Consider the following 11,754-nt stretch of genomic DNA (forward strand, 5'->3'; position numbering starts at 1 on the left):
AGGATACGCACGCAGGGCGTAATTTCAGCCCGCCCTTCGCGCCCACCGCGAAGCGTCACAGCCCCTCCGCCTTCAGCGATCAATCAGCCACTTTATGCGCCGGCGCTTTTCGGAATCGGTACGGTCGCTGTAAATCACATCGCGCAGCCGGGCGCTTTGCCCCGCCGGGATCATCGCGGGGTCGAGCCCCGGCACCAGGAACATGAGCTGCCGCTGCTCCGCATAGGTCAGCGGAATCGGGCGTCCGAAGGTGAGCGGCAGATCGCGCGTGTTGGGCCGCGACCCGCTATCGGCAGAGGCCGCGACCGGCGCCAGGAGCGCGGTTGCAAGCCCGAGACAGAGCGCGGTTGCAAGCCCGAGACAGAGCGCGCCGCAGAGCTTTGCCGAGACAGTTGTCTTCATTGCACAGACCTTTCCCTTTCCTAAGAGATATTCCGCTATTGCGCCGCCGCAAGCCCCCGAAGCACAGACCGGGCACAGGTTTTCGCCCTCCGCAGCGGGGTTCTTGACACCCCTGCCCCCGCGCGCCACAAGGCGGCACCGACATAACCCGCAACCGGGCGTTCCGTGGGCGCCAAACTGACGAGGAGAGCCAGACACATGGCCCAAATCTCTCTTACCTTTCCCGATGGCAATGCGCGTGAATTCGACAAGGGCGTGACCCCTGCCGAGATCGCCGCGTCGATCTCGAAATCGCTCGGCAAGAAGGCCATCTCGGCCATGGTCGACGGCCAGCACTGGGATCTGCAATGGCCGATCGAGGCCGATGCCGCCATCGCCATCAACACCATGCAGGACGAAGCCCCGGCGCTGGAACTCATCCGGCACGACATGGCCCACGTCATGGCCCGCGCCGTGCAGGAGATCTGGCCGGAGACCAAGGTCACCATCGGCCCGGTGACGGAGCATGGCTGGTTCTACGATTTCGACCGCGAAGAGCCCTTCACGCCCGAAGATCTCGGCCAGATCGAGGCGAAGATGAAGGAGATCATCAACGCCCGCGAGCCGGTGACCACCGAGATCTGGGAGCGCGAGCGCGCGCGTAAGTTCTATGAGCAGAACGGCGAGCCCTATAAGGTCGAGCTGGTGGACCGCATTCCCGAGGACGCGGCGATCCGCATGTACTGGCATGGCGGCTGGCAGGATCTGTGCCGCGGCCCGCATCTTCAGCATACCGGCCAGCTTCCGGCGGATGCCTTCAAACTCATGGGCGTCTCCGGCGCCTACTGGTTCGGCGATGTGAATCGGCCGATGCTTCAGCGCGTCTCGGGCGTGGCCTTCCGCAACCGCGACGATCTCAAGAAATACCTCAATTTCCTTGAGGAAGCCGCCAAGCGCGACCACCGCAAGCTCGGCCGCGAGATGGATCTCTTCCACATGCAGGAAGAGGCGCCGGGCCAGGTCTTCTGGCACCCGAACGGCTGGTCCATCTACACCACGCTGCAAGACTATATGCGCCGCCAGCAGCAGCGCGGCGGTTATGTCGAGGTGAACACGCCGCAGGTCGTCGACCGCAAGCTGTGGGAAGCCTCGGGCCACTGGGAGAAATACCAGGACAATATGTTCATCGTCGAAGTGGACGAGGAGCATGCGCGCGAGAAATCGGTGAACGCGCTGAAGCCGATGAACTGCCCCTGTCACGTTCAGATCTTCAACCAGGGGCTCAAGAGCTATCGCGACCTGCCGCTGCGCATGGCCGAATTCGGCTCCTGCAACCGCTACGAGCCCTCGGGCGCGCTGCACGGTATCATGCGGGTGCGCGGCTTTACCCAGGACGATGCGCATATCTTCTGCACCGAAGAGCAGATTGCCGAGGAGACCGAGAAATTCATCGGCTTCCTCGCCGGCATCTACCGCGATCTCGGCTTCCCGACCTACAAGATCAAGTTCTCCGACCGGCCCGATACCCGCGCCGGCTCCGACGAGGTCTGGGACCGCGCCGAAAAAGCGCTGATGGATGCCACGCGCGCGGTCACCAACGATGTGGAGCTGAACCCGGGCGAAGGCGCCTTCTACGGGCCCAAGCTGGAATTCGTGCTGACCGACGCCATCGGGCGCGACTGGCAATGCGGCACGCTCCAGGTGGATTTCGTGCTGCCCGAGCGGCTGGATGCGACCTATGTGGGCGCGGATGGCGACAAGCACCGCCCGGTGATGCTGCACCGCGCGACGCTGGGCTCTTTCGAGCGCTTCATCGGCATCCTGATCGAGGAACACGCGGGCAAGCTGCCCTTCTGGCTGGCGCCGCGTCAGGTGGTGGTCGCTTCGATCACCTCGGAGGCCGACGAGTATGTTTATGAGGTCGTCGCTGCCTTGAAGGCCGCCGGGGTCCGCGCCGAGGCCGATACGCGCAACGAAAAGATCAACTACAAGGTGCGCGAGCATTCCGTGGGCAAGGTGCCGGTGATCCTCGCCGTGGGCCATCGCGAGGTCGAGGAGCGCACCGTGACCGTGCGCCGGCTTGGCGAGAAACAGACCCAGGTGCGCCCGCTCGATGAGCTCGCCGCCGAGCTGGCTCTGGATGCGACGCCGCCGGACCTGCGCGACTGATCGCTGAGCATTGTAACAATTCTCACGCCCGGCCCCCGCAGCCTCTGCGGGGGCCGGTTGCGTTGTAACATCCGTGATCGCGGGCCGGCCCTGACGTAACGGAATGTTTCAGCCCTGCGAAAATCTCCCATTCTTTCAATCCCCTGCGCCCCACCATCCGGGCGGAAACGCTGACGCGACCTGACACACGCGTGAAGAACGGCGCCGTGAATGGCCCGTGGCGACGTGTCGCGGCACCCTATGAGAGCCCGAGGGAGGACCCGCCGGGCTCAACGGGACAAACCAGATTAGGGAAGTCAAATCATGTCGAACAAAGTGAAATCCGCCGCGCTTATGGGCGCTGTCGCCGCCGCTCTGACCATGACCGCGCATGTGGCTCAGGCTCAGGAGAAAGAGAAATGCTTCGGTGTCGCGCTGGCCGGCCAGAACGACTGCGCCGCCGGCCCCGGCACCACCTGCGCCGGCACCTCCAAGGTCGATTATCAGGGCAATGCCTGGACGCTGGTCGATGCCGGCACCTGCATGGAGGTCGAGCTGCCGGCGATGATGGACGGCACCGAGCGCATGGGTTCGCTCGAAGCGCTCGACCGCGATCTGCCGCAATCGTGACGGCTGCGCGGGGCGGTGCAGGCCGCCCCGCGCCTTTACGGGAGGACAGGCCCATGACACGTACCATTCTGCCCGCCGCGCCGGGCGTCGGCTACAAGCCGCAGCATTTCGACGACATCCTTGCCGGTGCCGCGCCGGTGCAATGGCTGGAGATCCATGCCGAGAACTACATGGGCGACGGTGGCCGCCCGCTGGCGCAGCTCCGCGCGCTGGCCGAGCGCTTTGCCATCTCGGTGCATGGTGTCGGCCTCTCCATCGGCGGCGAAGGCGCGCTCGACCCTGACCACCTCGCGCGGCTGACGCATCTCATCGGCTGGCTGAACCCGGCGAGCTTTTCCGAACATCTCGCCTGGTCCACCCATGACAGCGCGTTCCTGAACGACCTGCTGCCGCTGCCCTATACCGACGCCACGCTGAGCCGGGTGGTCGCGCATATCGACCAGGTGCAGGAGGCGCTGGGCCGGCCCATGCTGCTGGAAAACCCCTCCTCTTATCTCGCCTTCGCCGAGAGCAGCTGGGAAGAGCCCGCATTCCTGCGCGAGATCGCCCGGCGCAGCGGCTGCGGGTTGCTGCTCGACGTCAACAATGTCTTTGTCTCCGCCACCAATCTCGGTTTCACGCCGCAGAGCTATATCGACGCCTTCCCGCTGGAGCTGGTGGGCGAGATCCATGTCGGCGGCCATGACACGGATGAGGACGACCACGGCGCGCCGCTGCTGATCGACAGCCACGGGCGCGAGGTGGCCGATCCGGTCTGGGCGCTGCTCGATTACACGCTGGCGCGCTCGGGGCCGAAACCGGTTCTCATCGAATGGGACACCGACGTGCCCGACTGGTCCGTGCTGGCCGAAGAGGCCCGCAGGGCGGATGAGGCGCTCTCCCGGCTGAGGATCGCCGCATGAGCCAGACCGCATTCCATAACGCGCTGCTCGACGCCACGCGCCCGGTGCCGCAGAACCTCACCGACGGCATGGGCCGCCCCGCCGGGCGCCGATATGCGGTCTATCGCAACAATGTCGCGGTCTCGCTGAGCGAGGCGCTCGCCACCGGCTTTCCCGCAACCGCCGCGCTGCTGGGCGAGACGAATTTCGCTCGGCTATCCGCCCGCTTTCTGCGCCAGCACCCGCCCACCTCGCCGCTGCTCCTGCATTACGGCGCCGGCTTCCCAGCCTTTCTCGACGGAATCGACGGGCTGGGCCGCCTGCCCTTCCTCTCCGATATCGCCCGGCTCGACCTCGTCCTGCGCCGCGCCTATCACGCCGCCGATGCGCAGCCCATCGCGCCCGAGGCGCTCGCCGCGCTCGATGCCGAAACCTTGCCTGCCGCCCGCCTGCACCTCGTACCCGCCGTGCAGCTCCTCGCATCGCGCTGGCCCCTCGTGGAGATCCGCGCCTATGCGCTGGGTGAGCGCACCGCGCCGCCCGCAAGCGCCGCACAGGATGTCATCGTCACCCGGCCCGGCTTCGACCCGCGGCCACACCCCCTGCCCGCACAAGGCTTTGCCTTCGCCACCGCCCTGCGTTCCGGCATGCGGCTCGGCGATGCGGTCACGCAATGCGGCCCCGGCTTCGACCCCGCCGCCACCCTCGCGCTGCTGCTGGCCAATGGCGCCATCGCCGCCATCGACACCGGAGGCGCAGAATGACCCCGCGTCTCACCCTCTATGACCGCGCGACCCAGAGGCTTGCGCTCTATGGCGACGGCGCGCTGCCACTGCTCGCCCGCTTCACCTTCGCCGCCACGCTGCTGGTCTATTTCTGGGCCTCGGCACGCACCAAGATCGGCGACGGGGTCTTGGGCCTGCTCCGCCCCTCCACCGGCGCCTATGCGCAGATCTTTCCCAGACAGTTCGAGGCGGCGGGCTACGATGCCAGCCAGCTCGGCGCGCTGCACTGGCTGGTGACCGTCGCCGGCACCTGGGCCGAGATCCTGCTGCCGCTGCTCATCGCCGCCGGGCTCTTCACCCGGCTCGCGGCACTCGGCATGGCGGGCTTTGTCGCGGTGCAGAGCCTCACCGATCTCTACGGCCATGGCGGCATCGCCCATGCCGAAACCCTCGGCGCATGGTTCGACCGCATGCCCGATGCGCTGATCCTCGATCAGCGGCTGCTTTGGCTGCTCTGCCTCGCGGTGCTGGTGATGAAAGGCGGCGGCTGGCTCTCTGCCGACCGGCTGCTGCTCCGCCGCCGCGCGACCGCCTAGACCTGCGCCGAAAGCGCCGCCTGCACCGTCTTGTCCCAACCCAGATAGAGCCGCCCGCCATCCTCGATGAGCGGGCGCTTCATCAGCGCCGGATACTGCTGCAAGAGCTCCAGCGGCGGCGTCGCGCGCTCCGCCTCGGAAAGCCCGCGCCAGGTGGTCGAGCGGGTGTTCACCAGCTTTTCACCGAAGGTTTCATAGGCCCGCGCCAGCAGATCCGGTGAAATCCCGTCTGCCCGCACATCCACAAGCTCCGCCTGCGGCAGTGCTTTCAGCGCCTTGCGGCAGGTATCGCAGTTCTTCAGCCCGTATAGTCGCATCTCGCCCTCTCCATCGGCTCCAAAGCTCAATTTAACGCCGATTGCTGCGACAGCGAAGTGTTTCGCTTGATTTTTACATCACCTGTGCAACCCTTTTTTCCGTGACCTTCGACGATCAGCAACGGAAATCCCTTGTCGGGCTGACCTCCCCTGAAAGGCGAATGTGACGGGGCGCCCGGCCTTGCCGGGGTAAACATTAGGAAGACTGGAAGGAGCACGGGAACATGCCGAACGGCACCGTGAAATGGTTCAACACGACCAAAGGCTATGGCTTTATTGCGCCGGACGAAGGCGGCAAGGACGTATTTGTACATATCTCGGCGGTCGAACGCTCGGGACTGACCGGCCTCGCCGACAATCAGAAGGTGAGCTACGAGCTCAAGGAAGGCCGCGACGGTCGCATGATGGCCTCCGATCTCAAGACCCTCTGAAACAACCCGAATTCCGTGCCCCGGCCCTTGTCCTGGGGCCGGGGACAGATGCTGCCCGCGCATCCTCTATCGACGGGTTTCCGCGCGCCGCCGGTGTCGCGACAGGTTCTTGTTCACTGCGATTGCAGCCGACGCGCCTCTTCGCCCGCGAGGCGGACGAGATCCCGCATATAGGGCTTTTCCAGATCCTCGCTGCGCGCCGCCGCATAGAGCCTGCGGGTCAGCCCGTGTTCGGTCAGCGGTCGCGTGACGTAATCGGAATTGTATTTCACCTCGCGCACCACCCAGTCGGGCAGCACCGATACACCGCGATTCGACGCCACCAGCAGCAGAATCACCGCCGTCAGCTCGACCTGCCGGATGGCGGCGGGCTCGACCCGCGCCGGGGTCAGAAGCTGCGAGAATACATCGAGCCGCGAGCGCTCCACCGGATAGGTGATCAGCGTCTCGCCGCGAAAATCCTGCGCGTCGATCCAGGGCTTGGCCGCCAGCGGATGCACCGCCGCCGCCACGAAAACCGGGCTGTAATCGAAGAGCGGGGTAAAGGTGACGCCGGACAGCTCCTCCGGATCGGAGGAGATCACAACGTCCACATCCTCTTTCTGAAGCGCCGGCAGCGCATCGAAGGCCAGCCCCGGGCGGATGTCCACATCCACATCCGGCCAGCTCTTGCGGAACGCCTCCAGCACCGGGAACAGCCATTCGAAACAGGCGTGGCATTCAATCGCGATATGCAGCCGCCCCGAGCGCCCGGCGCGCAGCCCGGCAAACTCCGCCTGCGCCGCCTCGACCTGCGGCAGCACCTGCTCGGCCAGCCGCAAAAGCCGCAGCCCCGCCGCCGAAAGCCGCATCGGTTTCGACCGGCGCACAAAGAGCTCGACCCCGGCCTGATCCTCCAGCCCCTTGATCTGATGGGACAAAGCCGATTGCGTGATATTGAGCTGATCCGCCGCGCGGGCCAGACCGCCCGCGTCGTGGATCGCCTTGATGGTGCGCAGATGGCGGAATTCGAGGTGCATCCCTAAGTATCACTCATGTTGTTCTTGAGATTTATGAGTTTGTCTCACAATGCGGTTTCTGCGACAAGAGCCTGAACGAGAGGACGTCCCTGGCACCGCCAGGCGGTCTTGGAACATAAGGACGCTGGCCATGAAACGCCCCGAAATTTCTTTCGAATTCTTCCCGCCCCGCAATATCGAGGCGACCTTCCGCCTGTGGGACACCGTGCAGGCGCTGGCACCGCTGGATCCACGCTTTGTCTCGGTGACCTATGGCGCCGGCGGCACCACCCGCGAGCTGACCCGCGATGTGGTGGCGACCCTGCACAAGCATTCCGGCCTGAACGTCGCCGCGCATCTGACTTGCGTCGATGCCACCAAGGAAGAGACGCTGGCCATTGTCGAGCAGTTCCGCGCCTCCGGCGTGACCGATATCGTGGCGCTGCGCGGCGACCCGCCCAAGGGCGCCACCGGCTTCACCCCGCATCCCGACGGCTTTGGCAGCTCGGTCGAGCTGATCGAGGCGCTGCGCGAGACCGGCGATTTCAATATCCGCGTCGGCGCCTATCCCGACGTGCATCCGGATGCGGTCTCGGCCCAGGCGGATATCGAGTTTCTCAAGCGCAAGTTCGACGCTGGCGCCACCGAGGCGCTGACGCAGTTCTTCTTCGAGGCCGAGACCTTCTTCCGCTTCCGCGACGCCTGCGAGAAGGCGGGCATCGACAAGCCGATCGTGCCGGGCATCCTGCCGATCGAGAACTGGAAGGGCGCGCGCCGCTTTGCCGAGAATTGCGGCACCAAGATCCCCGCCTGGGTGATCGAGGCCTTCGACCGCGCCGAGCGCGACGGACGGCAGGATCTGCTGGCCACGGCGATCTGCACCGAGCTCTGCTCGGAACTGATCGAGGGCGGGGTGGACAAGCTGCATTTCTACACGCTGAACCGGCCCGAGCTGACCCGCGACGTGTGTTTCGCGCTCGGTGTGGCACCGGATGTGAAGCTCGAACACGTCGCGTGAGCTGCGGTGGGCAGATTGCCCACCCTACAGCGCCACGCTGGGAGAGCCGCGCCATCGCCGGTCCGCGGGTTGGCGAGCCAACCTACGAGGCTCTTGATTTATCCCGGCCAAATCCGAAAGACCTCGACACGCGGCACTGACGTCACCAAATCGCCAGCCCGGGGGGCGGGCTGGCGATGGCGCGGCGGCCTGCGGCCTTGTCCCGCGCCAGGGCATCGCTCGACCGTGTAGGCTGAGCAATCTGCCCATCACCCCATCGCCCATTTTCGCGCCTCTCGCCACCCGATGCGCCAATGTGACCCCGCGCCACCCGCAAAGAATCTCGCGCCCGCGCTTCCCTCTGCCTGCGATACGGTTACTGTGAGCGAAAACGGCGAGGGAAGAGCAACGCGTGCGGCTCATCGTATTCACGGATCTGGACGGCACCCTGCTGGATCATTCCGATTACAGTCATGACGCGGCGCAGCCCGCGCTCGACGCGCTGCAAGAGCACAAGATCCCACTGATCCTCGCCAGCTCCAAGACCGCCGCCGAAATCCTGCCGCTTCATCAGGAGCTTGGCCTCGGCGACTGGCCCATCATCGCGGAGAACGGCGCCGCGCGCATCGCCCCAGGCGCGGCGGAAACCGACCGCGCGGCCTATGCCCGGCTCCGCGAGATCCTCGCAACCCTGCCCGACGATCTGCGCGCGCCGTTTCGCGGCTTTGGCGATATGAGCGACGCCGAGGTCGCCGAAATCACCGGCCTGCCGCCCGCCGCCGCCGCGCTTGCCCGGCAGCGCAATTTCTCCGAGCCCGGGCTCTGGCAAGGCCCGCCCGAGCGGCTCGACGCCTTCCTCGCCGCGCTCAAGGCCCATGGCGTGACCGCCCGGCGCGGCGGGCGCTTCCTGACGCTCTCCTTCGGCGGCACCAAGGCGCAGCAGATGGCGGGCATCATGGCCGATCTCGGCGCCAATACCGCCATTGCGCTCGGCGACGCGCCCAATGACGTGGAAATGCTGGAACAGGCCGATCACGGTGTGATCATCCGCAACGATCACGGCAAGGGCATCCCCACCCTGCCCGGCGAAACCGCCGGGCGCATCACGCGCAGCGCGCAACCCGGCCCCGAGGGCTGGAACACCGCGATGCTCGCGCTTCTCGACAGGCTCGGAATGAACGGGAGAGCTAAATAAATGGCCGATTTTCACCAGAACGGCAACATCGCCCAGTTCCACAACCTGCGCTCGCGCCCGCAGGAAGAGCTGATCTACGAGCTCGACACTTTCGCGCAGAGCCGCAAGATCTCGCTGATTCTGCCCTCGCTCTATTCCGAGCTCGAAGGCGACGCGCTGCCCAATATCCTCGCCGAGCTCTCCAGGGTCAGCTATCTGCACCGCATCATCATCGGGCTCGACCGCGCCGACGAGGCGCAGTATCGCCACGCGCGCGAGTTCTTCTCGGTGCTGCCGCAGCTCACCACGGTGATCTGGAACGACAGCCCGCGCATGCTCGACATCATGGCCCGGCTCGACGCGCTGGGGCTGGCGCCGCAGGAGGCCGGCAAGGGCAAGAACGTCTGGGGCTGCATGGGCTATCTGATCTCCTGCGCCGACAGCGCGGTGATGGCGATCCACGATTGCGACATCGTCACCTATACGCGCGAGATGCTCGACCGGCTGGTCTATCCGGTGGCCAACCCGACCTTTTCCTACCAGCTTTCCAAGGGGTTCTACCCTCGCGTCGGCCAGGGCAAGCTGAACGGGCGGGTGACGCGGCTGCTGGTCTCGCCGCTGCTGATCGCGCTCAAACGCACCATCGGCGACCGCGATTACATCGACTATCTGCGCGCCTTCCGCTACCCGCTCTCGGGCGAGATGGCGCTGCGCACCGGGCTGTTGCCCGACCTGCGCATCCCCTCCGACTGGGGGCTGGAGATCGGCGTGCTGTCGGAGGCCTGGCGCAATCTCGGGCCGCGGCAGGTCTGCCAGGTCGAGATCGCCGACCAGTACGATCACAAGCATCAGGATCTCTCGGCCGAGGATGCCAATCAGGGCCTGTCGCGCATGTCGACCGATATCTGCAAGGCGATCTACCGCAAGCTGGCCGCCGACGGCACGGTCTTTACCCCGCATGTGTTCCGTACGCTGAAGGCGACCTACTACCGCTCGGCGCTGGATCTGCTGGAAGCGTATCACGCCGATGCGAAGATGAACGGGCTGACCATCGACCGCCACGCCGAGGAGCGCAGCATCGAGATGTTCGGCGAGAATATCACGCGCGCCGGGCAGCTCTTTATCGAGAACCCGCAGGAGACGCCCTTTATCCCCACCTGGAACCGGGTGCATTCCGCCGACCCGACGCTGCTGGCGGATTTCCGGGCGGCGGTGGCGGCGGACGAGGCGGAATTCGGCTGACGCGGCGCGATGTTAGCGCCTTACATTTCACTGACGGACTGTGCTAGAGCGTCTTCAGACACGCCGTTTTGATCCGGAAGGGCCCGACATGATCACTCCCGAGACCGCAAGCCAGAAAGCCGAAACCCTCTGCCGCCTGGCGCCGATCATCCCGGTTCTGGTGGTCGACGATGCCGCCCATGCGCGCCCGCTGGCCGAGGCGCTGGTGCGCGGCGGGCTGCCGGCGCTGGAGGTCACCCTGCGCACCCCGGCGGCGCTCGAGGTCATCGCCGAGATGGCGGCGGTCGAGGGCGGCATGGTCGGCGCCGGCACGCTGCTGAGCCCTGCCGATGTGGCGGCGGCGGTCGATGCGGGCGCGACATTCGGCGTCTCTCCGGGCGCCACCGACCGGCTGCTCGATGCCTGCGAAGAGGCCGGCCTGCCGCTGCTGCCCGGCGCCGCCACCGCCACCGAGGCGATGGCGCTGCTGGAGCGCGGCTATACGGTCCAGAAATTCTTCCCCGCCGAGGCCTCCGGCGGCGCTCCGGCGCTCAAGGCCATCGGCGCGCCGCTGCCGCAGATCCGCTTTTGCCCGACGGGCGGGGTCAGCATGAAGAACGCCGGCGATTACCTGAGCCTCGGCAACGTGCTCTGCTGCGGCGGCAGCTGGGTCGCGCCGAAGGACAAGGTGACAGCGGGTGACTGGGAGTCGATCACGGCGCTGGCGGCAGAGGCGGCGGCGCTGCCGCGCGGCTGAGGAGCGCTATCCGTCACGCCCCGGTTCGTTCGGATCGTTGGAGAAAATCGCGATCTTGTTGCCTTGCGGGTCGCGAAGGTAGCCCACATAGAAATGCGCCCCGTAAGAGGCGCGAAATCCCGGCTGACCCTCGTCAGAACCACCTGCGGAAAGCCCGGCGGCGTGCAGGTCACGCACCTGCTTCTGGCTACGTGCCTCGAATGCGACCATGGAGCCATTGCCCGCGGACGCCGGACGCCCGTCAAAGGTTGGTTTGACATAGAACTCGGGTGGGATGAGAGACTGCCCGGGTTGTGCGGGCAGTGCGTAGCTCAATCCCTCGGGCCCCTCTTCAAGCCCGTAGCCAAGCGCGGGCAGAAGCGCGGAATAAAACCGTTTTGCGCGCATGATGTCATCTGCGCCGACCGTGACATAAGCAATCATGCGTCCTGTTTCTTTTCAGACGGTTTCTCAGTCATCCGAGACTGGTGCATCTTCGTAAGGGAACAATCAGCGTAA

14 protein-coding genes are annotated in these 11,754 nt (G+C 65.9%); 10 read left to right on the forward strand and 4 right to left on the reverse strand.

What is annotated here, in order from left to right; all coding sequences use genetic code 11:
• Positions 1-72: 72 nt before the first annotated feature.
• A complete protein-coding gene (locus Ga0080574_RS22120; RefSeq protein WP_076704701.1) occupies positions 73-402 on the reverse strand; it encodes a hypothetical protein in 330 nt (109 codons plus the stop codon).
• A gap of 198 nt (positions 403-600) precedes the next feature.
• On the opposite strand from Ga0080574_RS22120, the gene thrS reads away from it, so the two are divergent.
• From thrS to Ga0080574_RS22145, 5 genes are all read left to right on the forward strand, one after another.
• A complete protein-coding gene (gene thrS / locus Ga0080574_RS22125) occupies positions 601-2,550 on the forward strand; it encodes a threonine--tRNA ligase (RefSeq protein WP_076704703.1) in 1,950 nt (649 codons plus the stop codon).
• Between the two features lie 303 nt (positions 2,551-2,853).
• Positions 2,854-3,159, forward strand: a complete 306-nt coding sequence (locus Ga0080574_RS22130) for a BufA1 family periplasmic bufferin-type metallophore (RefSeq protein ID WP_076704705.1) — start codon at positions 2,854-2,856, stop codon at positions 3,157-3,159.
• Positions 3,160-3,212: 53 nt separating this feature from the next.
• Positions 3,213-4,061 carry an MNIO family bufferin maturase gene (bufB, locus tag Ga0080574_RS22135; RefSeq protein ID WP_076704707.1) on the forward strand — a complete coding sequence of 283 codons (849 nt, stop codon included), beginning with the start codon at positions 3,213-3,215 and terminating at the stop codon, positions 4,059-4,061.
• On the forward strand, positions 4,058-4,804 hold the full coding sequence (locus tag Ga0080574_RS22140) for an HvfC/BufC N-terminal domain-containing protein (protein ID WP_076704709.1): 747 nt from the start codon (positions 4,058-4,060) through the stop codon (positions 4,802-4,804). The genes bufB and Ga0080574_RS22140 overlap by 4 nt, the downstream gene beginning before the upstream one ends.
• On the forward strand, positions 4,801-5,361 hold the full coding sequence (locus Ga0080574_RS22145; protein WP_076704711.1) for a DoxX family membrane protein: 561 nt from the start codon (positions 4,801-4,803) through the stop codon (positions 5,359-5,361). The genes Ga0080574_RS22140 and Ga0080574_RS22145 overlap by 4 nt, the downstream gene beginning before the upstream one ends.
• Here the strand turns inward: Ga0080574_RS22145 and Ga0080574_RS22150 are convergent.
• Entirely contained in the window at positions 5,358-5,678 is a 321-nt protein-coding gene (locus Ga0080574_RS22150; RefSeq protein WP_076704713.1) for an ArsC/Spx/MgsR family protein, read from the reverse strand. The genes Ga0080574_RS22145 and Ga0080574_RS22150 overlap by 4 nt on opposite strands.
• A gap of 224 nt (positions 5,679-5,902) precedes the next feature.
• Here Ga0080574_RS22150 and Ga0080574_RS22155 point away from each other — a divergent pair, with 224 nt between their 5' ends.
• The gene (locus Ga0080574_RS22155; protein WP_076704715.1) at positions 5,903-6,109 is read left to right on the forward strand and encodes a cold-shock protein; all 207 of its coding nucleotides are present in this window, start codon (positions 5,903-5,905) and stop codon (positions 6,107-6,109) included.
• Positions 6,110-6,222: 113 nt separating this feature from the next.
• Here Ga0080574_RS22155 and Ga0080574_RS22160 read toward each other — a convergent pair whose 3' ends face one another.
• Entirely contained in the window at positions 6,223-7,128 is a 906-nt protein-coding gene (locus tag Ga0080574_RS22160) for a LysR family transcriptional regulator (RefSeq protein WP_076704717.1), read from the reverse strand.
• A 130-nt stretch (positions 7,129-7,258) separates the two neighbouring features.
• Between Ga0080574_RS22160 and metF the strand changes: the two genes are divergently transcribed.
• From metF to eda, 4 genes are all read left to right on the forward strand, one after another.
• Complete coding sequence (metF, locus tag Ga0080574_RS22165) at positions 7,259-8,125, forward strand: methylenetetrahydrofolate reductase [NAD(P)H] (protein WP_076704726.1); 867 nt, start codon at positions 7,259-7,261, stop codon at positions 8,123-8,125.
• A gap of 391 nt (positions 8,126-8,516) precedes the next feature.
• Entirely contained in the window at positions 8,517-9,299 is a 783-nt protein-coding gene (locus Ga0080574_RS22170) for an HAD-IIB family hydrolase (protein ID WP_076704728.1), read from the forward strand.
• Positions 9,300-10,520 carry a glycosyltransferase family protein gene (locus Ga0080574_RS22175; protein WP_076704730.1) on the forward strand — a complete coding sequence of 407 codons (1,221 nt, stop codon included), beginning with the start codon at positions 9,300-9,302 and terminating at the stop codon, positions 10,518-10,520.
• Between the two features lie 88 nt (positions 10,521-10,608).
• On the forward strand, positions 10,609-11,256 hold the full coding sequence (eda, locus tag Ga0080574_RS22180) for a bifunctional 4-hydroxy-2-oxoglutarate aldolase/2-dehydro-3-deoxy-phosphogluconate aldolase (RefSeq protein WP_198039757.1): 648 nt from the start codon (positions 10,609-10,611) through the stop codon (positions 11,254-11,256).
• A gap of 6 nt (positions 11,257-11,262) precedes the next feature.
• Here eda and Ga0080574_RS22185 read toward each other — a convergent pair whose 3' ends face one another.
• The gene (locus Ga0080574_RS22185; RefSeq protein WP_076704739.1) at positions 11,263-11,679 is read right to left on the reverse strand and encodes a VOC family protein; all 417 of its coding nucleotides are present in this window, start codon (positions 11,677-11,679) and stop codon (positions 11,263-11,265) included.
• Between the last annotated feature and the right edge of the window lie 75 nt (positions 11,680-11,754).

The sequence above is a fragment of the Salipiger abyssi genome (assembly GCF_001975705.1).
Classification (GTDB): Bacteria; Pseudomonadota; Alphaproteobacteria; order Rhodobacterales; family Rhodobacteraceae; genus Salipiger; species Salipiger abyssi.